This window comes from Caballeronia sp. LZ001 (assembly GCF_031450875.1).
GTDB lineage: Bacteria > Pseudomonadota > Gammaproteobacteria > Burkholderiales > Burkholderiaceae > Caballeronia.
The window spans coordinates 543,123-563,881 of the sequence record NZ_JARTVX010000004.1 but is presented as its reverse complement, the minus strand read 5'-3'; the positions used below and the strand labels follow the sequence as shown (position 1 = coordinate 563,881).

At 61.4% G+C, this 20,759-nt stretch carries 19 protein-coding genes and 1 pseudogene; 19 read left to right on the top strand and 1 reads right to left on the bottom strand.

All coding sequences use genetic code 11. The features are described from left to right. Nucleotides 1-182: 182 nt before the first annotated feature. Nucleotides 183-1,169 carry a malate dehydrogenase gene (locus P9292_RS12895; protein ID WP_250493087.1) on the bottom strand — a complete coding sequence of 329 codons (987 nt, stop codon included), beginning with the start codon at nucleotides 1,167-1,169 and terminating at the stop codon, nucleotides 183-185. A gap of 613 nt (nucleotides 1,170-1,782) precedes the next feature. On the opposite strand from P9292_RS12895, the gene P9292_RS12890 reads away from it, so the two are divergent. From P9292_RS12890 to accD, 19 genes and pseudogenes are all read left to right on the top strand, one after another. Beyond that, a complete protein-coding gene (locus P9292_RS12890; protein WP_309959328.1) occupies nucleotides 1,783-2,574 on the top strand; it encodes a GntR family transcriptional regulator in 792 nt (263 codons plus the stop codon). Nucleotides 2,575-2,753: 179 nt separating this feature from the next. Further along, nucleotides 2,754-3,164 carry a succinate dehydrogenase, cytochrome b556 subunit gene (gene sdhC / locus P9292_RS12885; RefSeq protein WP_309959325.1) on the top strand — a complete coding sequence of 137 codons (411 nt, stop codon included), beginning with the start codon at nucleotides 2,754-2,756 and terminating at the stop codon, nucleotides 3,162-3,164. A gap of 4 nt (nucleotides 3,165-3,168) precedes the next feature. Next, nucleotides 3,169-3,538 (top strand): annotated as a pseudogene (gene sdhD / locus P9292_RS12880) (succinate dehydrogenase, hydrophobic membrane anchor protein). A 5-nt stretch (nucleotides 3,539-3,543) separates the two neighbouring features. Then, nucleotides 3,544-5,319 carry a succinate dehydrogenase flavoprotein subunit gene (sdhA, locus tag P9292_RS12875; protein WP_244829109.1) on the top strand — a complete coding sequence of 592 codons (1,776 nt, stop codon included), beginning with the start codon at nucleotides 3,544-3,546 and terminating at the stop codon, nucleotides 5,317-5,319. A gap of 19 nt (nucleotides 5,320-5,338) precedes the next feature. Further along, a complete protein-coding gene (locus P9292_RS12870) occupies nucleotides 5,339-6,043 on the top strand; it encodes a succinate dehydrogenase iron-sulfur subunit (RefSeq protein WP_244829110.1) in 705 nt (234 codons plus the stop codon). Nucleotides 6,044-6,056: 13 nt separating this feature from the next. Continuing rightward, entirely contained in the window at nucleotides 6,057-6,353 is a 297-nt protein-coding gene (locus tag P9292_RS12865; protein ID WP_309850115.1) for a succinate dehydrogenase assembly factor 2, read from the top strand. Between the two features lie 147 nt (nucleotides 6,354-6,500). Then, nucleotides 6,501-7,802, top strand: coding sequence for a citrate synthase (gene gltA / locus P9292_RS12860; RefSeq protein WP_244829112.1), 1,302 nt, complete (start codon nucleotides 6,501-6,503; stop codon nucleotides 7,800-7,802). Nucleotides 7,803-8,049: 247 nt separating this feature from the next. Beyond that, the gene (gene leuC, locus P9292_RS12855) at nucleotides 8,050-9,459 is read left to right on the top strand and encodes a 3-isopropylmalate dehydratase large subunit (protein WP_244829113.1); all 1,410 of its coding nucleotides are present in this window, start codon (nucleotides 8,050-8,052) and stop codon (nucleotides 9,457-9,459) included. A 9-nt stretch (nucleotides 9,460-9,468) separates the two neighbouring features. Beyond that, nucleotides 9,469-9,606 carry an entericidin A/B family lipoprotein gene (locus tag P9292_RS12850; RefSeq protein WP_309959321.1) on the top strand — a complete coding sequence of 46 codons (138 nt, stop codon included), beginning with the start codon at nucleotides 9,469-9,471 and terminating at the stop codon, nucleotides 9,604-9,606. 71 nt (nucleotides 9,607-9,677) lie between these two features. Beyond that, nucleotides 9,678-10,328 (top strand): 3-isopropylmalate dehydratase small subunit, encoded by a 651-nt coding sequence (gene leuD / locus P9292_RS12845; protein ID WP_244829115.1) that lies wholly within the window; start codon nucleotides 9,678-9,680, stop codon nucleotides 10,326-10,328. A 141-nt stretch (nucleotides 10,329-10,469) separates the two neighbouring features. Continuing rightward, nucleotides 10,470-11,537, top strand: coding sequence for a 3-isopropylmalate dehydrogenase (gene leuB, locus P9292_RS12840; protein WP_309959320.1), 1,068 nt, complete (start codon nucleotides 10,470-10,472; stop codon nucleotides 11,535-11,537). Between the two features lie 376 nt (nucleotides 11,538-11,913). After that, nucleotides 11,914-13,035 (top strand): aspartate-semialdehyde dehydrogenase, encoded by a 1,122-nt coding sequence (asd, locus tag P9292_RS12835; RefSeq protein WP_244829118.1) that lies wholly within the window; start codon nucleotides 11,914-11,916, stop codon nucleotides 13,033-13,035. A gap of 183 nt (nucleotides 13,036-13,218) precedes the next feature. Further along, entirely contained in the window at nucleotides 13,219-15,282 is a 2,064-nt protein-coding gene (locus P9292_RS12830) for a FimV/HubP family polar landmark protein (RefSeq protein WP_309959316.1), read from the top strand. A 1-nt stretch (nucleotide 15,283) separates the two neighbouring features. Further along, the gene (gene truA, locus P9292_RS12825; RefSeq protein ID WP_250526535.1) at nucleotides 15,284-16,087 is read left to right on the top strand and encodes a tRNA pseudouridine(38-40) synthase TruA; all 804 of its coding nucleotides are present in this window, start codon (nucleotides 15,284-15,286) and stop codon (nucleotides 16,085-16,087) included. After that, entirely contained in the window at nucleotides 16,084-16,752 is a 669-nt protein-coding gene (locus P9292_RS12820; protein ID WP_309959311.1) for a phosphoribosylanthranilate isomerase, read from the top strand. The genes truA and P9292_RS12820 overlap by 4 nt, the downstream gene beginning before the upstream one ends. Before the next feature lie 51 nt (nucleotides 16,753-16,803). Beyond that, entirely contained in the window at nucleotides 16,804-17,997 is a 1,194-nt protein-coding gene (gene trpB, locus P9292_RS12815; protein WP_250509820.1) for a tryptophan synthase subunit beta, read from the top strand. 8 nt (nucleotides 17,998-18,005) lie between these two features. Then, the gene (locus P9292_RS12810; RefSeq protein ID WP_250466483.1) at nucleotides 18,006-18,860 is read left to right on the top strand and encodes a site-specific DNA-methyltransferase; all 855 of its coding nucleotides are present in this window, start codon (nucleotides 18,006-18,008) and stop codon (nucleotides 18,858-18,860) included. An 80-nt stretch (nucleotides 18,861-18,940) separates the two neighbouring features. After that, the gene (gene trpA, locus P9292_RS12805; protein WP_250493108.1) at nucleotides 18,941-19,744 is read left to right on the top strand and encodes a tryptophan synthase subunit alpha; all 804 of its coding nucleotides are present in this window, start codon (nucleotides 18,941-18,943) and stop codon (nucleotides 19,742-19,744) included. Nucleotides 19,745-19,815: 71 nt separating this feature from the next. Continuing rightward, complete coding sequence (gene accD / locus P9292_RS12800; RefSeq protein ID WP_244829127.1) at nucleotides 19,816-20,688, top strand: acetyl-CoA carboxylase, carboxyltransferase subunit beta; 873 nt, start codon at nucleotides 19,816-19,818, stop codon at nucleotides 20,686-20,688. Nucleotides 20,689-20,759: the final 71 nt, after the last annotated feature.

The window sequence follows — 20,759 nt, the reverse complement described above, 5'->3', positions numbered from 1 at the left end:
CGTCGGCGTCGGGTCCAATTGGGGGAAAAGGATGTCGATCTTGCTCAATGCTTCTGATTCGGCCGCGCTCGGGCTGCTTCCGTGAAAGCACGGCAAGCTCCAAACGCGTTCGAATCAGGCGCGATGCATCGGATGCATTCGCGCCAGCGGGAAGCCTCCCGGCTTCCCCGCGATACTTAAAATTACTTGCCCAGCAAATGCGCCACGCCGTCGCGCTCTTCTAGCAGTTCGTTCAGCGTGCCGTCCATTTTTTCGCGCGAGAACGCGTCGATTTCCAGACCTTCGACGCGTTTGTACTCGCCGTTTTCGCACGTGACCGGCACGCCGTAGATGATGTCTTCCGGAATGCCGTACGAGCCGTCCGACGGAATGCCCATGGTGACCCACTTGCCATTGGTGCCGAGCACCCAGTCGCGCACGTGGTCGATTGCAGCGTTAGCCGCCGATGCCGCCGACGACAGCCCGCGCGCTTCGATGATCGCCGCACCGCGCTTGCCGACGGTCGGGATGAACGTGTTGCGGTTCCATTCGTCGTCGTTGATGAGCTTCGTCAGATCGTCGCCCGCCGCGGTGGCGAAGCGGAAGTCGGGGTACATGGTCGGCGAGTGGTTGCCCCACACAGCCAGTTTTTCAATCGATGCGACCGGCTTGCCCGACTTGGCCGCCAGCTGCGACAGCGCGCGGTTGTGGTCCAGGCGCAGCATGGCGGTGAAGTTCTTCTTCGGCAGATCCGGCGCCGACTTCATCGCGATATAGGCGTTCGTATTGGCCGGGTTGCCGACCACGAGAACCTTGACGTCGCGGCTTGCGACTTCGTTGAGCGCCTTGCCCTGAACCGTGAAGATTTCGGCGTTGGCCGACAAGAGGTCCTTACGCTCCATGCCCTTCGAGCGCGGACGCGCACCGACCAGCAGCGCGACGTCGGCGTCCTTGAACGCGACTTTGGGGTCGTCCGTGACCACCACGCCTGCGAGCAGCGGGAACGCGCAGTCTTCCAGTTCCATCACGACGCCCTTGACTGCGCCTTGCGCTTGCGGCAAATCGAGCAACTGAAGAATCACGGGCTGGTCTTTGCCGAGCAGATCGCCATTGGCGATACGGAACAGCAGCGAGTAGCCGATTTGACCTGCGGCGCCGGTGACGGCAACGCGCTTTGCGGACTTAGCCATTGATAACTCTCCTGGACGGTGCGTGGAACGCTAGGGAAAGCGCCATTTTATGCGCGTTACGCAAAGCGTTGATGAAAGACATGCCTGCCATGCCGCCTGCGAAGCGTGGGAACGCCCGGCCAATGTCCTGCCGATGCGGCTTCGCGCCTGTATTGGCGCCAAGGCGAGCGGCGCACCGACGGGCGCGGCGTGACTGTCATGCCATGAATCTCTCGTTCGAGCGAGTTGCTTGCGGGAGGTTTCTTGAAGGACGCGAAATTCGCTTGGGTCCAACGGCAACGCGCCCATACGAGACGGCGCTTGACGTTGCGAGGCGATAGGCAGGCAGCGGCGCGCGAATCGAGTGGTCGATCGGCGTAAGGCGAAAGCGAAAGGGCGTGCCTGGCGGTATGTCGCGCGGCCGAAGAACTGACGGCATCTGGCGAAAACCGCCAGGACAAACGCGCCGGTCAGCTCGGTTTCCGGTGTTACGACAACCCGCAAACCCTTGCTCGACAAGGAGTGTAGGGTTCGTCACAAGCAAAGTCAACACTATCTTATGTCTTATATAAGACATAGGATTCTCAGGGAAAGCTCTGGACGCACGGCGCGGCTTTGTGTTGAAATGCGCGGCATGAATTCGAACCCGGCGAGCACGACGAACCCGAACGGCAGCGCGAGCGCGGCTGAGGCTGCCGCGAGTACGTCGTCGCCTACGTTCAGTCCGCTATATCAGCAAATCAAATCGCTCATCACGCAGAGCCTCGAAACGGGTGAATGGAAGCCCGGCGAAATCATCCCGAGCGAGGTCGAACTCGCCGCGCGCTACAAAGTCAGCCAGGGCACCGTCCGCAAGGCCATCGACGAACTCGCCGCCGACAATCTGCTCGTGCGCCGCCAAGGCAAGGGCACGTTTGTTGCGACGCACAATGAAGACCGCGTCCAGTTCCGCTTCCTGCGCTTGTTGCCCGACGACGGCGACGCTCATCCCCACGTCAGCCGCCTGCTCGAATGCAAGCGTCTGCGCGCGCCCGCTGAAATCGCGCGTCAACTCGATCTGAAACCGGCCGACCCTGTCGTTCTTATCAAGCGCCTGTTGCAGTTTGATGGCGTGACGACCGTTTTTGATGAAATCTGGCTGCCCGGCGCGGTCTTTCGCGGCCTGACCGCCGAGCGTCTCGCCGATTACAAGGGTCCGCTCTACGCAATGTTCGAGACGGAGTTCGGTACGCGCATGATTCGTGCGACAGAGAAGATCCGCGCCGTCGCCGCTGACCCAGCGGTCGCGCGCCTGCTCGATGTGAAACCGGACTTTCCGCTGCTGTCGGTCGAACGCGTCTCCTATACGTATGGCGACCGGCCGGTCGAAGTGCGGCGCGGCTGGTATGTCACGACCGGGTATTACTATCAGAACGACTTGAGTTGAGCGCCGAAAGCAGGCGGGAAATGCAGGGTGGCAAGCAGTGCGTAAGTTTCGCGCAAGCACGTAAGGGATACTCTTTTCTTACACGCCTTAGAAGAGTGTTTTAGGCCGGTTTTCGCTGCAGCGCGGAATAAAAAGGCGCTAAAATCGCGGATTGGTGTAATAACAAGTTGGGGTCTAGCATGGCTGAAGCCGTAAAAAAACCAAGGCCCGAGTTCCGGAACATCGGGCTTGGTCAACTCGCGAAGTATCGCTTGCCGCTCGCGGGGAAGGTGTCCATCCTGCATCGCATCAGCGGCTTGCTGCTTTTCGTGTCGCTGCCGTTCATTCTCCATCTGCTCGATCAGAGCCTGACCTCGGAACTCAGTTTCGACGCGTTCAAGGGCTTTCTGGCCAACCCCATCGTCAAGATCATCACGCTCGTGCTGTCGTGGGCGTATCTGCATCACTTCTGCGCGGGCATTCGCTTTCTGCTGCTCGACACGCACGTTGGCGTGAACAAGGAAGGCGGCAAGCAAAGCGCGTTGATCGTGCTCGTCGTCTCGCTGCTTCTCACGGCTGTGATGGCCCTTAAAATTTTCGGAGCCTTCTAAGACCATGGCAACCCAAAACAGAGTTGGCCCGAAGCGCCTGGTCGTGGGCGCGCATTACGGCCTGCGCGACTGGCTCGCGCAACGCATTACCGCCGTCGTGATGGCGGCGTACACCGTCGTTTTGCTGTTCTGGTTCTTCGCCGCACACAGCTTCTCCTATGAAGGCTGGGCGTCCATCTTCGCCATGCAGTGGATGAAGCTTGCCACGTTCGTGACTCTGCTTTGCCTGTTCTATCACGCGTGGGTCGGCATTCGCGATATCTGGATGGATTACGTGAAGCCCATGGCCGTGCGCCTGTTTCTTCAGGTGCTGACCATCCTCTGGCTCGTCGGATGCGCCGGCTGACGCTGCACAGATTCTCTGGAGAGTTTAAAGAACATGGCTGCAATCAAGACTTCCCTGCCGCGTCGCCGTTTCGACGTGGTCATCGTGGGCGCGGGCGGCTCGGGCATGCGCGCATCGCTGCAGCTCGCGCGTGCGGGCCTGTCGGTCGCTGTTTTGTCGAAGGTGTTTCCCACGCGCTCGCATACGGTCGCCGCGCAAGGCGGCATCGGTGCCTCGCTTGGCAACATGAGCGAGGACAACTGGCACTATCACTTCTACGACACCATCAAGGGCTCCGACTGGCTCGGCGACCAGGATGCAATCGAATTCATGTGCCGTGAAGCGCCCAACGCCGTGTATGAGCTCGAACACATGGGCATGCCGTTCGACCGCAATCCGGATGGCACGATCTATCAGCGTCCGTTCGGCGGACACACGGCCAACTACGGCGAAAAGCCCGTGCAACGCGCCTGCGCCGCGGCCGACCGTACCGGCCACGCGTTGTTGCACACGCTGTATCAGCAGAACGTCGCGGCTAAAACGCATTTCTTCGTCGAATGGATGGCGCTGGACCTGATCCGCGACGCCGAAGGCGATGTGCTCGGCGTCACCGCGCTGGAGATGGAAACGGGCGACGTGTATATCCTCGAAGGCAAGACCACGCTGTTCGCCACGGGCGGCGCGGGACGTATCTTCGCGGCATCGACGAATGCGTTCATCAACACGGGCGATGGTTTGGGCATGGCCGCGCGCTCGGGCATCGCGTTGCAGGACATGGAGTTCTGGCAATTCCACCCGACCGGTGTCGCGGGCGCGGGCGTGCTGATTACCGAAGGCGTGCGCGGCGAAGGCGGCATCTTGCGCAATTCGAACGGCGACCGCTTCATGGAGCGCTACGCACCGACGCTGAAAGACCTCGCGCCGCGCGACTTCGTTTCGCGTTCGATGGATCAGGAAATCAAGGAAGGCCGCGGCGTGGGTCCGAACAAGGACCACGTGTTGCTGGATCTGTCGCACATCGGCGCCGAGACGATCATGAAGCGCTTGCCGTCGATTCGCGAGATCGCGCTCAAGTTCGCCAACGTCGATTGCATCAAGGAGCCCATTCCCGTGGTGCCGACCATCCACTATCAAATGGGTGGCATACCGACGAACATGCACGGGCAGGTCGTGGGTACGTCCAATGGTTATAACGAGCCGGTCAACGGGTTCTACGCGGTGGGCGAATGCTCGTGCGTCTCGGTGCACGGCGCGAACCGTCTGGGCACGAACTCGCTGCTCGACCTGGTGGTGTTCGGCCGCGCGGCGGGCAATCACATCATCAAGCACGCGAAGGAGTTGAAAGAGCACAAGCCGCTGCCGGCCGATGCCGCCGACTTCGCGCTCGAACGCCTCGCGGTGCTGGAGAAGTCGACGTCGGGCGAATACACGCAGAACATCGCCAACGACATTCGTTCGACCATGCAGGCGCATGCGGGCGTGTTCCGCACATCGAAGCTGCTCGAAGAGGGCGTGAGCAAGATCGACGAACTCACCGCGCGCGTGAAGCACGTGCATCTGAAGGACAAATCGAAGGTGTTCAACACGGCGAAGGTCGAGGCGCTGGAGTTGGCGAACCTGATCGAAGTCGCGCGCGCGACCATGGTGTCGGCCGAAGCGCGCAAGGAAAGCCGTGGCGCGCACGCGCACAGCGACTTCGAGCATCGCGACGATGAGAACTGGATGCGCCATACGCTGTGGTTCAGCGAAGGCGATCGCCTCGACTACAAGCCGGTGCAGATGAAGCCGCTGACGGTCGAATCGGTGCCGCCGAAGGCACGGACCTTCTAAGGCACAAGGGAAAATCGAAATGGCAAAGAGAATCTTCGAAGTCTATCGCTACGATCCGGACAAGGACGCAGCCCCGCGCATGCAGACCTACGAGCTGGAGATCGACTCGCACGAACGCATGCTGCTCGATGCACTGCTCAAGCTGAAGTCGGTCGACGAGACGCTGTCGTTTCGCCGTTCGTGCCGCGAAGGCGTGTGCGGCTCGGACGCGATGAACATCAACGGCAAGAACGGTCTTGCGTGTTTGCAGAACATGAACGATCTGCCGCAGCGCATTGTGCTGCGTCCGCTGCCGGGCTTGCCGGTGGTGCGCGATCTGATTTGCGACTTCACGCAATTTTTTAATCAGTATCATTCGATCAAGCCGTATCTGATCAACGACACGCCGCCGCCGGAAAAAGAGCGTCTGCAGTCGCCGGTCGAACGCGACGAGCTCGACGGGCTGTACGAGTGCATTCTGTGCGCGAGTTGCTCGACGTCGTGCCCGAGCTTCTGGTGGAATCCGGACAAGTTCGTCGGACCGGCGGGCTTGCTGCAGGCGTATCGCTTCATTGCGGATAGCCGGGATGAAGCGACCGGCGAGCGTCTGGACAACCTGGAAGATCCGTATCGTCTGTTCCGTTGCCACACGATCATGAATTGCGTCGACGTGTGCCCGAAGGGGCTCAACCCGACCAAGGCGATCGGCAAGATCAAGGAATTGATGGTGCGCCGCGCTGTCTGAGATGGGCTAAGAGATGGTCGACAATTCAAGCATTACTGCGGACGACGGTCCGCATCAGTCCGACCCCCTTCGTCGCGCGCGTCTTCGCTGGCGTGCGCGGCGCGGCCTGCTGGAAAACGATCTGATCTTCGAGCGTTTTTTCAGCCGATATGAGCATGACCTCAGTGACGCCGACGTGTTCGCGTTGACCCGTCTGCTGGAGTTGAGCGACAACGAACTGATGGATTTGTTACTGGCGCGCACCGAGCCCGAAGGCGAGCTTGCGACGCCCGATGTAATCCGTCTGCTAGGCATGCTGCGTACCGTGTGATTTCAGCAGGAATCCACGGAGTTCTGCACAATAAGCCGAAATAAACGAATTAAGGCCGCAAAAGGCCCACAGTACAGTTTGTGCCGCGCAGCTTCCGTCGTGCAAATTATCGAGAACCTGTATCCATACTTCGATTGAGGATGTGCTATGACCCCGTCAGATGTTAAAGCCACGCTATCGTTCAGCGACAACTCGCCGAGCGTCGAAATGCCGATCTACAAGGGCACCATGGGCCCGGACGTGATCGACATTCGCAAGTTGTACGGTCAGACCGGCAAGTTCACGTATGACCCGGGCTTCATGTCGACGGCAGCGTGCAATTCCGCGATTACGTATATCGACGGCGACAAGGGCGAACTGCTCTATCGCGGATATCCGATCGAAGAACTGGCGGTGAACGCCGACTTCCTCGAAACCTGCTATCTGCTGCTGAAGGGCGAACTGCCGACCGCCGCGCAGAACCAGGAATTCGTGGATACGGTCACGCGCCACACGATGGTGCATGAGCAAATGCACTTCTTCTTCCGCGGTTTTCGTCGCGACGCGCACCCCATGGCCGTCCTCGTCGCCGCAGTCGGCGCGCTGTCGGCGTTCTATCACGACTCGCTGAATATCAACGACCCGCGTCATCGCGAAGTGTCGGCCATCCGCATGATCGCCAAGCTGCCGACGCTGGTGGCCATGGCGTACAAATTCAGCATCGGTCAACCGTTCGTTTATCCGAAGAACGATCTGTCGTATAGCGCGAACTTCATGTACATGATGTTCTCGAACCCGTGCGAAGAGTACAAAGTCAACGACGTGCTGGTGCGCGCGCTCGACCGTATCCTCATCCTGCACGCGGACCACGAGCAAAACGCGTCGACCTCGACGGTGCGTCTCGCGGGTTCGTCGGGCGCCAATCCGTTTGCGTGTATTGCAGCGGGTATCGCGTGTCTGTGGGGCCCGGCGCACGGCGGCGCGAACGAAGCCGCGCTGAACATGCTGGAAGAAATCGGCTCGGTCGACAACATCGCCGAGTTCATCAAGCAGGTGAAGGACAAGAACTCGGGCGTGAAGCTGATGGGCTTCGGCCACCGCGTCTACAAGAATTACGATCCCCGCGCGAAGCTCATGCGCGAAACCTGCCACGAAGTGCTGAACGAGCTCGGTCTGCATGACGACCCGCTCTTCAAGCTCGCGATGGAACTGGAAAAGATCGCGCTGGAAGACGAATACTTCGTGTCGCGCAAGCTGTACCCGAACGTAGACTTTTACTCGGGTATCGTGCAGCGCGCGCTGGGCATTCCGACGTCCATGTTCACGTGTATTTTCGCAATGGCTCGTACGGTTGGCTGGATCGCGCAGTGGAACGAGATGATCGCTGATCCGGAACAAAAGATTGGCCGTCCGCGTCAGTTGTTCATTGGTCAAACGCCGCGTGATGCAAAGGCGCTGGACAAGCGTTAAGCGCACGCAGGTAAGGTTGGATGAAAGCCCCGGCGAGTGATTGCCGGGGCTTTTTGCTTTTGGCTTCTTCCTCGTCCGTCTTCCTATCCGGGTATCGCTGATCCAGGTACCGAACCCACCACCCAACCCACTGTTTTTAATGCATTTTTCCGTAGCCTAGTACTATCCACGCGCTCCGTGAGAGTGGCATAATCGACTCACAAGTCGTCAAACTGAAAACCCCGCAGTCACACTCCAAAGCGCTCACATGGCACAGACTCTCTACGACAAACTGTGGAACACACACGTGATCCACACGGAAGAGGACGGCACGTCGATCCTCTACATCGACCGTCACCTGCTGCACGAAGTGACGAGCCCGCAGGCCTTCGAAGGCCTGAAGCTGGCCGAGCGCCCGGTGTGGCGCATCAGCGCAAACCTGGCCGTGTCCGACCACAACGTGCCGACCACCGACCGTTCGCACGGCATTGCTGATCCTGTGTCGAAGCTGCAAGTCGATACGCTCGACTCCAATTGCGATAGCTTCGGCATCACTCAGTTCAAGATGAACGATCTGCGTCAGGGCATCGTGCACATCATCGGGCCGGAACAGGGCGCGACGCTGCCGGGCATGACCATCGTCTGCGGCGACTCGCACACCTCCACGCACGGCGCGTTCGGTGCGCTCGCGCACGGCATCGGCACCTCGGAAGTGGAGCACGTGCTCGCCACGCAAACGCTCTTGCAGAAGAAGAGCAAGAACCTGCTCATCAAGGTCGAAGGCCAATTGCCGCGCGGCTGCACCGCGAAGGACATCGTGCTCGCGATCATTGGCAAGATCGGCACGGCCGGCGGCACGGGTTACGCCATGGAATTCGGCGGCTCGACCATCCGCGCGCTCACCATGGAAGGCCGCATGACGGTCTGCAACATGGCGATCGAAGCGGGCGCGCGCGCCGGCATGGTGGCCGTCGACGACACCACGATCAACTATCTCAAGGATCGTCCGTACTCGCCGCAGGGCGTCGAGTGGAATCAGGCGGTCGAGTACTGGCGTCAGTTCAAGTCGGACCCAGACGCGCAGTTCGACCGCGTGGTCGAACTCAATGCGGCCGAAATCGTGCCGCAAGTCACGTGGGGCACGTCGCCGGAAATGGTCACGTCGGTCGATGGCCGCGTGCCCGATCCCGAGCGCGAAAAAGATCCGGTCAAGCGCGACGCCATGGAACGCGCGCTGCACTACATGGCGCTGCAACCGAACACGCCAATCGAGGCCATCAAGCCGGACAAAATCTTCATCGGCTCGTGCACGAATGCGCGTATTGAAGACCTGCGCGCCGCCGCGTATGTGGTGAAGACGCTCGGCCGCCGCGTGGCATCGAACATTCGTCTGGCGATGGTCGTGCCGGGCTCCGGTCTCGTGAAAGCGCAGGCCGAGCGGGAAGGGCTCGACAAGATTTTCACCAACGCGGGCTTCGAATGGCGCGAGCCGGGATGCTCCATGTGCCTTGCCATGAACGCGGACCGGCTCGATCCGGGCGAGCGCTGCGCATCGACGTCGAACCGCAATTTCGAAGGCCGTCAAGGCGCGGGCGGACGCACGCATCTGGTGAGCCCGGCAATGGCGGCCGCCGCTGCAATCGAAGGTCACTTCGTCGACGTTCGCAAGCTCGCCTGACTCGGTGCGATGAAGCGAAATCTACTCTCGCTCGTGGTTGCCGCCGGTTGTCTGCTCACACTGACACTCGCGGGCTGCAACACGATGCACGGTTTCGGCGAAGATTTGCAGCATCTGGGCAATTCGATCGGCAACGCGGCTAAGTAGGCGAGCCGCATTCATCCGGCAAGGCGCGCCAAGCATTGCCGGATCTGCAACAGACAAAGGGCTCAAGCGTCATGGAAAAATTCATTGTGCATAGCGGCCTCGTGGCGCCGCTGGATCGCGAAAACGTCGACACGGACGCGATCATTCCGAAGCAGTTCCTGAAGTCGATCAAGCGCACCGGCTTCGGTCCCAACGCGTTCGACGAATGGCGTTATCTCGATGTCGGCCAGCCGGGACAGGACAACAGCAAGCGCCCGCTGAACCCGGATTTCGTGCTGAATCAGCAGCGTTACCAGGGCGCGTCGATTCTGCTCACGCGCAAGAACTTCGGCTGCGGCAGCTCGCGGGAACACGCGCCGTGGGCGCTGGATCAATACGGCTTTCGCGCGATCATCGCGCCGAGCTTCGCGGACATTTTCTATAACAACTGCTTCAAGAACGGGCTGCTGCCGGTGGCGCTGACGGAGCAGCAAGTGGACAAGCTGTTCAACGAGACCAACGCGTTCGTGGGTTATACGCTGACCGTCGATCTCGAAGCGCAAGTCGTGCGTACGGGCGACGGCACCGAGTATTCTTTCGAAGTCCCGGGCTTTCGCAAGTACTGTTTGCTGAACGGCTTCGACGATATCGCGCTGACTCTGCGCCACGCGGACAAGATTCGTCAGTACGAGACGGAACGGCTGACGAAACAGCCGTGGCTGAACAATCGGCTGGTTGGATAAGAGCCTGTATTCGGCCTGCGCTCAGATGCAGGCGCGCTTTTAGTGACGTTGTTCGTGTCCGGGAAACCCGACACGACGGCGCGAACCAAACCGGGAAGCTCCGCAAGCGCGGAGCGCGTCCTGTGAATAAGGAATCGAGACATGAAGATTGCAGTCCTCCCCGGCGACGGTATCGGTCCGGAAATCACCGCCGAGGCGGTCAAGGTGCTGAACGCGCTTGGTGAGAAGTTCGAACTCGAAGAAGCGCCCGTTGGCGGCGCGGGTTACGAGGCGAAGGGCCATCCGCTGCCGGATGCGACGCTGCAACTCGCCAAGGACGCCGACGCGATCCTTTTCGGCGCCGTCGGCGACTGGAAGTATGACAAGCTCGAACGCGCGTTGCGCCCGGAGCAAGCCATTCTCGGTCTGCGCAAGCATCTGCAACTGTTCGCGAACTTCCGTCCGGCCATTTGCTATCCGCAATTGACGGGTGCTTCGTCGCTGAAGGCCGAGATCGTGTCGGGGCTCGATATCCTGATCGTGCGTGAACTGAACGGTGACATCTACTTTGGTCAGCCACGCGGCGTGCGTGCTGCGCCGGACGGCTTGTTCGAAGGCGCGCAGGAAGGCTTCGACACCATGCGTTACGCGGAACCGGAAGTGCGGCGCATTGCGCATGTCGCGTTTCAGGCTGCGCGAAAGCGTCAGAAGAAGTTGACGAGCGTGGACAAGGCGAATGTGCTCGAAACATCGCAATTCTGGCGCGACATCATGATCGATGTGTCCAAGGAATATCCGGACGTCGAGCTGTCGCACATGTATGTCGATAACGCGGCGATGCAGCTGGTCAAGGCGCCCAAGGCTTTCGACGTGGTCGTGACGGGCAACATGTTCGGCGACATTCTCTCCGACGAAGCCGCGATGCTCACCGGTTCAATCGGCATGTTGCCTTCGGCGTCGCTCGACAAGAACAACAAGGGCTTGTACGAGCCGTCGCATGGTTCGGCGCCGGATATCGCGGGCAAGGGCGTGGCCAATCCGCTTGCGACCATCCTCTCGGCCGCAATGATGCTGCGCTACTCGCTCGGCAAGACGGAGCAAGCCGACCGTATCGAAAGCGCGGTGAAGAAGGTGCTGGAGCAGGGCTACCGCACCGGCGATATCTCGACGCCCGACGGCAAAGTCGTCGGCACGAAGGAAATGGGTGACGCGGTGCTCAAGGCGCTCTAAAAAAACTCGCGATCGGCTGTTGCGACAAATGCAGCCGATCGTGACGTTTATCCTATTTTTACCCGTTTTACGGCACGATTCGCGGCGATTCGGTTCGAGATTCACGAAATAGCCCGGTTATCGTGTAGACTGTTTTGCTATGGCGAAGAACTCTCAATTCTCTTTGGAATCCATCGGACGCGGCTCAAAAGTCAGCGCGACGGGTCTCGCCATCAGCACGCGCGGTCACGCCATCGTTGGCGTCGCCAAAACGCGCATTACGAAAACCTCCATCAAAGCGATCACGATTCGCTGATCGTCCCTCGTGTCCGAGCGTCTTCCCCGCGCGGCCACGCCGGGTAAGGATGCGGGGAAGCTACCACTGGAAGGGTGAGTCATGAACGTAGGTCTCGTTGGTTGGCGCGGCATGGTCGGCAGCGTCCTGATGCAGCGCATGCAGCAGGAAGGCGACTTCGACCTGATCGAACCGGTGTTTTTCAGCACCAGCAATGCGGGCGGCAACGCGCCGTCGTTCGCCAAGAACGAGACTAAGCTCAAAGACGCGACGAGCATCGACGACCTGAAGAAGTGCGACGCCATCATTACGTGTCAGGGCGGCGACTACACCAACGAGGTGTATCCGAAGCTGCGCGCGGCGGGCTGGAAAGGTTACTGGATCGACGCGGCCTCGGCGCTGCGCATGAAGGACGACGCGGTCATCATTCTCGATCCGGTCAACCTGAACGTCATCAAGGACTCGCTCGTCAAGGGCGGGCGCGATTTCATCGGCGGCAATTGCACGGTCAGCCTCATGCTGATGGCGCTCGGCGGCCTGTTCCGCGAAAACCTCGTCGAATGGACGACGGCCATGACGTATCAGGCCGCATCCGGCGCGGGTGCGCAGAACATGCGCGAACTGCTGCAGCAAATGGGTGTGCTTTACGGCGCGGCCAAGGAAGACCTGGCCGACCCGTCTTCCGCCATCCTCGATATCGACCGCCGCGTGCTGGCTGCAATGAACGGCGAACGCATGCCCGTCGACAATTTCGGCGTGCCGCTCGCAGGCTCGCTGATCCCGTGGATCGACAAGGATCTCGGCGACGGCATGTCGAAGGAAGAGTGGAAGGGCGGCGCGGAAACCAACAAGATTCTCGGCAAGCCCGCAATGGGTCAGCCGGGCTCGGTTCCCGTGGATGGGCTTTGCGTGCGGATCGGCGCCATGCGCTGCCATTCGCAAGCGCTGACCATCAAGCTCGCGAAGGACGTGCCGCTCGACGAAGTGCACGGCATCCTGGCATCGGCGAACGACTGGGTGAAGGTCGTGCCGAACGAGCGCGAAGCATCCATCCGCGATCTGTCGCCTGCAGTCGTCACGGGCACGCTTACGGTGCCGGTTGGCCGTCTGCGCAAGCTCGCCATGGGCGGTGAATATCTATCCGCGTTCACGGTCGGCGACCAGCTCTTGTGGGGTGCTGCCGAGCCGCTGCGCCGCATGCTGCGCATTCTGTTGGACAAGTAAAGTAAACTACGCGCTTATGAGCGCGGCTTGACGAGAAGCGTCGCGTTTATCGCGGCGCTTTTTCGTTTGTGCAGCCGGTTTTGTCATGGAACGTGTCCGCGTGACCGTTCGACGAAAAATTAACCCGCGCGCGTTTGTCATGGCAGTGTTTCGATTCAACCTTCGCCGTTCCCTGGAGTTTCAATGATTCATCGACCTGGCCGGTCTTTCAACACGCCATCGCGCGCGGCGTTCGCTGCGGCTGGCATTGTCGCGTCCGCGGTGCTCGCCGCGCATCCGGGCGCGGCTTTCGCGCAGGCGAGCGAGGTTGCAGCAGGCGCTACGCAGCAGTACGCGGTGAAGCCCGGTCAGTCGCTGAGCGATATTGCCGGCGAACTCACCGGTTCCAAGGAACGGGCCGTCAAGGAGAAGATGGCGCGCGCCCTGTTCGAAGCCAATCCGAACGCGTTCGCCGGGCACGACATCAACCGGTTGAAGCTCGGTTCGGTGTTGAACGTGCCGGCAACGGATGCGGGCGGAGCGTCCGCGCCGGTCTCGGCGTCCGCATCGACGCCAGCGCCGGTCCCGCAGGAAAACGCGACGGCGGGCGCATCTGCGACTGGCGTTGCACCGGCGTCAGCGACTCAAGGCGCCGCGAGCGAGCCCGCGCCGCCCGAGGCAGCCTCGAATCCCGCGCTTGTTGCGAGCGCGCCGAATGCCGTTGCGCCGGCGTCCGAGGCAAGTACCACGCTGGCGCCAGCGAAGCCCGAGGTCGCCACTTCCGCTGCGGCGCCCGCGACCGGGTCGCCGCTTTCGGACCCCAGGATTTTCCTCGGTGGGCTGGTTGGGCTGAGTGTCATATTCGGCCAGTGGTATATCAGAAGGCGTAATCGCGCCAAACTCGAAGCGGCGAGAGCGGCAGCGGACCCGCGCGCGCCGCGAACCTTTTCCTCGATGGAAGAAGCGGAAGCAGACGCCGCCGCGCGTAACGAAAAGCTGCGTCAGCAACGCGAGCGCGAGCGTTTGGCTGCTATCGCCGTGGCGAGCGTAGATGGCAAGGCGGTTCAGCGCGACGATCAGTCGGAACTGAACGCGGTGGCGGCGAGCATCGAGGATTACGATGCGGCGCAAGTTTTCCCCACGCCGTCCGATGACGACGCGGTCGCGCGCATGACGCCGCCGGCCAGGAATCCGGCGTCGCAAGCCGAGCCGTTCGTTCCCGCGACGCCCGCCGCTTTGCACGCGGAATTCGTGCCATCCGCGCGCGAAGAATCATCGAACGACGCCGACGCGCACGAAACGCATGCCCGTGAAATCGCTGCACGCCAGGCCGCCGCGCTCGAAGCGCGCAAATGGGAAGAACAGGAGCGCGAAGCCGCCGCGCGTCAGGCTGCGCATCAGGAAGCCGAGGAACGGGAGACGCGCGCACGTGAGCTCGCGGCCCGCGAGGCGCTCGCCCGCGATCTGTCCGCCCGCGAGACGCAATTGCGCGAAGCCGAAGCGCGCGATGCCGCCGAGCACGCGGAACAGGCCCGCGAGGCGGCGGCGCGCGAGATCATCGCTCGCGAAGCCGAACTGCGCGAAGCTCAGGCGCGTGCGGCCGCCGAGGAAGCGGCCGAGCAGCGCGCGGCAGAACAGCGCGAGATCGAGCACGCAGCGCTCGACGTGCCGCCCGAGCCGGAACTCGACGACGATCCATCGCCCGGTCATCGTTTCCCGATGCCTAAGTTTCCAAAAGAAGCAATTCAGGCGCTCGACTCGCTCGAACTCGGTTTGCCGCCGCGTCTCGAACTGACGCTGAACGCGCCTCATGATTTGGCGAGTTCGCCGCCGCAGGCGCTTGAAGGCGCGCCCCGTGAGTCCGCTGACGCGGCGCCGTTGCCGTTCATCCCGCAGCCGGTGGCCCACGCGCAGACGGCTCACGAGGACTTGCCGCCCGTGCCGCGAGGGGATTCCGTCGTCGCTCAGATCGAAGCCGGCACTGCAGGCGCCGCGGCGGTGGCCGGCCTCGGAGCCACCCAGTACGGCCCGCTGAGCCTCGACTTCGACCTGAATCTGCCGGCGAGCCAGACTGCACCGTTGCCGGCGCTGACGCCTTCCCAACTCGCGACGATCGCGCGAAACAAGCTCGAACTAGCGACCGAATACATCGAACTGGGCGATTTGTCGGGCGCGCGTACGTTGCTTCAGGAAGTGCTCGCCTCGAACGATTCAGCCACGCGTCCGCAAGCCGCCGCGTTGCTTTCGACGCTCGCGCCGCATTCCTGAAATGCGCATTGCATTAGGCGTTCAGTACGACGGCTCGGCGTTTTCCGGCTGGCAATCTCAGCCGCACGGCAACACGGTGCAGGACGAACTCGAGCGCGCACTCGGAGAGTTTGCGCAGACTCGTTTGCAGACGGTGGTCGCCGGACGGACAGATACCGGGGTTCACGGCCTGGGCCAAGTTGTGCACTTCGACACGGAACTCGACCGTACCGAGTTTTCCTGGGTGCGCGGCACGAATGCGTTTTTGCCGGAAACGATCGCGGTGCAGTGGGCGAAGCCGATGCCCGACGACTTCCACGCCCGCTTCAGCGCATTCGAACGCACGTACTATTACGCGTTGTACATCAATGCGGTCCGTTCACCCATGCTCGCGAAACGCGCTGGCTGGGTGCACACGCCGCTGGATGTCGGCGCGATGCGTGAATCGGTGGCGTGTCTTATCGGCGAGCACGACTTTTCGTCGTTCCGCGCGGCGGATTGCCAGTCGAAAACGCCGGTCAAGCATGTGTATCGGATCGATGTACGCGAGCAGGGCAACTTCGTGCACTTCCGGTTTCGCGCCAACGCGTTTTTGCATCACATGGTACGCAACCTAATGGGATGCTTCGTTGCCATTGGCCGGGGAAAACATCCGGTTTCGTGGATGACCGACGTACTCGCCGCGCGCGACCGTCGTATCGCCGCGCCGACCTTCATGCCGGACGGCCTATATCTGGCGGAAGTCGGTTATCCGGCGCAATTCGCGGTGCCGCCTGCGCATATCGAAAGCATGCCGTGGAGCGCCGTCTGGGCGAACGAGAAATGAGCGAACGGGATCTTCATCGAACGAGAATCAAGCTGTGCGGACTTTCCCGCGCCGAAGACGTGCGCCACGCCGTGACGCTCGGCGCGGACGCCGTGGGCTTCGTTTTCTATCCACCGAGTCCGCGTTCGGTGAGCGTTGCGCAAGCCGTCGAACTGGCTCGGCATGTGCCGCCCCTCGTGTCGGCAGTCGGTTTGTTCGTCAACGCGACGCCGGAATGGGTGAGAGAAGTCACGTCGAACGTTCCTCTGTCCATTTTGCAGTTTCACGGCGACGAGACACCCGAACAATGCGCCGAGTTGGCCGCAATTGCGGGTTTGCCCTATTGGCGCGCATTGCGAATCGGGCCTGATGCTGCAACGAGCGATTTGATAGAATCGTCTCTTAAATTTGCAGATGCTGGCGGCATTCTTCTCGACGCATTCGTCGAGGGCTTTGGCGGCGGCGGGAAGATATTCGATTGGTCACTTATCCCAACAGATCTCGGGCATCGGGCCGTTTTGAGTGGTGGGTTGAACACGCAAAACGTCAGTGAAGCCATCCGGCGCGTGCGCCCGTTCGCGGTCGATGTCTCAAGCGGCATCGAAACGCCGGGCGCCAAGGGCGTGAAAGATCCCGCCCGGATGGTGGCATTCGTGCGCGCGGTGCGCGAAGCGGATGCCAACTGAATAAAAACGTGAATTCGCCGCAATGGCACTTCACCACCGAAGAGTGACGTAATGTACAACTTACCAGACGAAAGAGGCCATTTCGGCCAATATGGCGGCATTTTCGTGTCTGAAACGCTCATCCACGCACTCGATGAATTGCGTGTCGCGTATGAAGCCGCTCAGCAAGATCCCGAGTTCCAGGCGGAGTATCACTACGAACTGAAGCATTATGTGGGTCGCCCTTCTCCGATTTATCACGCAAAGCGCTGGAGCGAAATGCTTGGCGGCGCGCAGCTTTATTTGAAGCGCGAGGACCTGAATCACACCGGCGCGCACAAGGTCAACAATGTGATCGGCCAGGCGCTGCTTGCGCGCCAGATGGGCAAGAAGCGTGTGATCGCCGAGACGGGCGCAGGTCAGCACGGTGTTGCAACCGCCACCATTGCCGCGCGCTTCGGCATGGAATGCGTGGTGTACATGGGCGTCGAGGACGTGCGGCGTCAGGCTGCGAACGTGTATCGGATGAAGCTGCTGGGCGCGACGGTCGTACCGGTCGAATCGGGCTCGAAGACGCTGAAAGACGCGCTCAACGAAGCCATGCGCGACTGGGTGACGAACGTCGAGAGCACGTTCTACATTATTGGCACGGTGGCGGGCCCGCATCCTTATCCAATGATGGTGCGCGACTTCCAGCGTGTGATCGGCGACGAATGCAAGGTGCAAATGCCCGAAATGGCCGGTCGTCAGCCGGACGCGGTGATAGCGTGCGTAGGCGGTGGATCGAACGCGATGGGCATCTTTTATCCCTATATCGATGACCAGGGCGTGCGTCTGATTGGCGTCGAGGCAGCTGGCGACGGAATGGACACCGGCCGTCACGCAGCCTCGCTCATGGGCGGTAGTCCCGGCGTTTTGCACGGCAATCGCACCTATCTTCTGCAAGACGACAACGGCCAGATCATCGAGACGCATTCGGTTTCGGCGGGTCTCGACTATCCAGGCGTCGGTCCCGAGCACGCATGGCTGAAGGACGCGGGACGGGCCGAGTATGTCGGCATCACGGATGAGGAAGCGCTCAAGGCCTTCCACGACTGCTGCCGCATCGAAGGCATCATCCCGGCGCTCGAATCGAGTCACGCGCTGGCGTATGGCGCGAAGCTCGCGAAGACGCTGCCGCGCGACAAGGTGCTGCTCGTCAACCTGTCGGGCCGGGGCGACAAGGACATGCACACGGTCGCCGAGCGATCGGGCATTCAGTTCTGAGCGGCCGGATGCGCACTGTCATCGACGAACCGTTGTCCGTCGGCGCGCTCACGGGCGCCGACATCGATATCCGCAATCGCGATTTCCTGGCCGATGCCGCAACCATTCCCGACGCGTCGATCGACTTGATCGTCGCGGACCCGCCCTATGGTTTGGGCAAGGACTACGGGAACGACTCGGACATGCGGTCCGGAGACGCCTTCCTTGAATGGACGTACGGCTGGCTTGAACTGGCCCTGCCCAAGCTCAAGCGAAGCGGTTCGATGTATATCTTTTGCACCTGGCAGTATTCGCCAGAGCTGTTCGTGTTTCTCAAGCGCCGCCTGATGATGGTCAACGAAATCGTCTGGGACCGGCGCGTACCGAGCATGGGCGGAACGACGCGAAAATTCTCGTCGGTGCATGACAACATCGGCTATTTCGCGGTATCGAAGGACTATTACTTCGATCTCGATCCAGTGCGCATTCCTTACGACGCAGTGACGAAGAAGGCGCGCTCGCGCAAGATTTTCGAAGGCAGCAAGTGGCTGGAGATGGGCTACAACCCGAAAGACGTGTGGTCGGTGTCGCGTTTGCACCGGCAGCATGCGGAACGGGTCGATCATCCGACACAAAAGCCGCTGGAGATCATCGAACGGATGGTGCTTGCCAGTTGCCCGCCGGGCGGCCGCGTGCTTGATCCATTCATGGGCAGCGGCACCACGGGCGTTGCCTGCGCGCGTCACGGACGGCTCTTCACCGGATACGAGATAAACGCGGACTACTGTGCGATCGCTGAACAGCGCACGGCGCAGGGACGCGAGGATCGATTGCAGGTTTTGCGCGCACCTAGCGTCAGTCTCGTACCGGAAGCTGCCCGATAGCGCCATTTTCGTCGCTGAAACGCGTCAGATGCTGAGACAACGACGTCTGACGCCCACGAATACGACTGCGAGAATTTCTCATGTCACGCATCAAAACTACATTTGCGGCACTCGCCGCCGAAGGCAAGAAGGGGCTGATTCCGTTCATTACGGCGGGCGACCCGAACCCTGAACAGACCGTCGAGTTCATGCACGCGCTGGCGAAAGGCGGCGCGGACGTCATCGAACTGGGCGTGCCATTTTCGGACCCGATGGCCGACGGTCCCGTCATTCAGCGCTCGTCGGAACGCGCACTGGCGCGCGGCGTGACGCTCAAGCGCGTGCTTGCCGATGTCGCGCGTTTTCGCCAGACCAACGACAAAACGCCGGTCGTCCTGATGGGCTACGCCAATCCGATCGAACGCATGGGCGCGGACACTTTCGCGGCGGCCGCGAACGAAGCGGGCGTCGACGGCGTGCTGGTCGTCGATTACCCGCCCGAGGAAGCCGAGGAATTCGGCACGAAAATGCGCGCGGCCGGCATCGATCCCATCTTCCTGCTGGCGCCGACTTCGACCGACGAACGTATCGCGGCGGTCGGGAAGATTGCGAGCGGCTATGTCTATTACGTCTCGCTGAAAGGCGTGACCGGCGCGGCAAATCTGGACGTTTCCAGCATCGCGAGTAAAATCCCGGCCATCAAGTCGCATGTGCCGCTGCCGGTGGGCGTGGGTTTCGGCATCCGCGACGCGCAAACTGCCCGCGCGGTGGCTGAGATCGCGGATGCCGTGGTCATCGGCAGCCGGCTCGTGCAGTTGCTCGAAGAGGCGCCGCCGGATATTGCCGCGGCGTCGCTTACGACATTCATCGCGGAAATCAGAGCGGCGCTCGACGCCGCCAAGTAAAAACGCAGTCGCGGCCGCGCCGGATTCCCTCGGCGCGGCGCCGCGACCGTCTGAACACTGAAGGAAATTCGATGAGCTGGCTCGACAAATTGTTGCCGCCCAAGATCAAACAGACCGATCCCAAAAGCCGCAAGGGCATTCCCGAAGGCCTATGGGTGAAGTGTCCGGCGTGCGAGGCGGTGCTGTACCGCAACGACGTGGAGGCGAATCTGCATGTGTGCCCGAAGTGCAGCCACCACATGCGAATCGGCGCGCGCGAGCGGCTCGATCGTCTGCTCGATCCGGAAGGCCGCTATGAAATTGGCCAGGAAGTCTTGCCGGTCGACGCCCTCAAGTTCAAGGACAGCCGCAAGTATCCGGACCGCCTGAAAGAGGCGATGGAAGACACCGACGAAACCGACGCCATGGTCGTCATGGGCGGCGCAATCCACACCATACCGTGCGTCGTGGCGTGCTTCGAGTTCTCGTTCATGGGCGGCTCGATGGGTTCGGTGGTCGGCGAACGTTTCGTGCGCGGCGCGCGCAATGCGCTCGAACAGAACGTACCGTTCATCTGCTTCACGGCTTCGGGCGGCGCGCGCATGCAGGAAAGCCTGCTTTCGCTCATGCAGATGGCCAAAACCACTGCGCTCCTTACGAAATTGGCCGAGGCGAAACTGCCGTTCATCTCGGTGCTGACCGACCCGACCATGGGCGGGGTGTCCGCAAGCTTCGCGTTTCTGGGCGATGTGGTGATTGCCGAGCCGAAAGCGCTCATCGGCTTCGCGGGTCCGCGCGTGATCGAGCAGACGGTGCGTGAAAAGCTGCCGGAAGGCTTCCAGCGCGCCGAGTTCCTGATGACGAAGGGCGCCGTCGACATGATCGTGGATCGCCGCAAGATGCGCGAGGAAATTGCCCAGTTGATGGCATTGATGACCCGACAGCCCGCCGACGCCGTCGCCTGACGGCTTCGAATGCAGCGCCGCGCCGCGCGTGAACCCGCGAGGTTCCGCGCGGCGCTTTTGTTTCCCGATCT

Bases quoted from the DNA above. Each gene is read 5' to 3' on its own strand.
- P9292_RS12895 (WP_250493087.1), bottom strand. From the start codon at position 1,169: ATGGCTAAGTCCGCAAAGCGCGTTGCCGTCACCGGCGCCGCAGGTCAA.
- P9292_RS12890 (WP_309959328.1), top strand. From the start codon at position 1,783: ATGAATTCGAACCCGGCGAGCACGACGAACCCGAACGGCAGCGCGAGC.
- sdhC (WP_309959325.1), top strand. From the start codon at position 2,754: ATGGCTGAAGCCGTAAAAAAACCAAGGCCCGAGTTCCGGAACATCGGG.
- sdhA (WP_244829109.1), top strand. From the start codon at position 3,544: ATGGCTGCAATCAAGACTTCCCTGCCGCGTCGCCGTTTCGACGTGGTC.
- P9292_RS12870 (WP_244829110.1), top strand. From the start codon at position 5,339: ATGGCAAAGAGAATCTTCGAAGTCTATCGCTACGATCCGGACAAGGAC.
- P9292_RS12865 (WP_309850115.1), top strand. From the start codon at position 6,057: ATGGTCGACAATTCAAGCATTACTGCGGACGACGGTCCGCATCAGTCC.
- gltA (WP_244829112.1), top strand. From the start codon at position 6,501: ATGACCCCGTCAGATGTTAAAGCCACGCTATCGTTCAGCGACAACTCG.
- leuC (WP_244829113.1), top strand. From the start codon at position 8,050: ATGGCACAGACTCTCTACGACAAACTGTGGAACACACACGTGATCCAC.
- P9292_RS12850 (WP_309959321.1), top strand. From the start codon at position 9,469: ATGAAGCGAAATCTACTCTCGCTCGTGGTTGCCGCCGGTTGTCTGCTC.
- leuD (WP_244829115.1), top strand. From the start codon at position 9,678: ATGGAAAAATTCATTGTGCATAGCGGCCTCGTGGCGCCGCTGGATCGC.
- leuB (WP_309959320.1), top strand. From the start codon at position 10,470: ATGAAGATTGCAGTCCTCCCCGGCGACGGTATCGGTCCGGAAATCACC.
- asd (WP_244829118.1), top strand. From the start codon at position 11,914: ATGAACGTAGGTCTCGTTGGTTGGCGCGGCATGGTCGGCAGCGTCCTG.
- P9292_RS12830 (WP_309959316.1), top strand. From the start codon at position 13,219: ATGATTCATCGACCTGGCCGGTCTTTCAACACGCCATCGCGCGCGGCG.
- truA (WP_250526535.1), top strand. From the start codon at position 15,284: ATGCGCATTGCATTAGGCGTTCAGTACGACGGCTCGGCGTTTTCCGGC.
- P9292_RS12820 (WP_309959311.1), top strand. From the start codon at position 16,084: ATGAGCGAACGGGATCTTCATCGAACGAGAATCAAGCTGTGCGGACTT.
- trpB (WP_250509820.1), top strand. From the start codon at position 16,804: ATGTACAACTTACCAGACGAAAGAGGCCATTTCGGCCAATATGGCGGC.
- P9292_RS12810 (WP_250466483.1), top strand. From the start codon at position 18,006: ATGCGCACTGTCATCGACGAACCGTTGTCCGTCGGCGCGCTCACGGGC.
- trpA (WP_250493108.1), top strand. From the start codon at position 18,941: ATGTCACGCATCAAAACTACATTTGCGGCACTCGCCGCCGAAGGCAAG.
- accD (WP_244829127.1), top strand. From the start codon at position 19,816: ATGAGCTGGCTCGACAAATTGTTGCCGCCCAAGATCAAACAGACCGAT.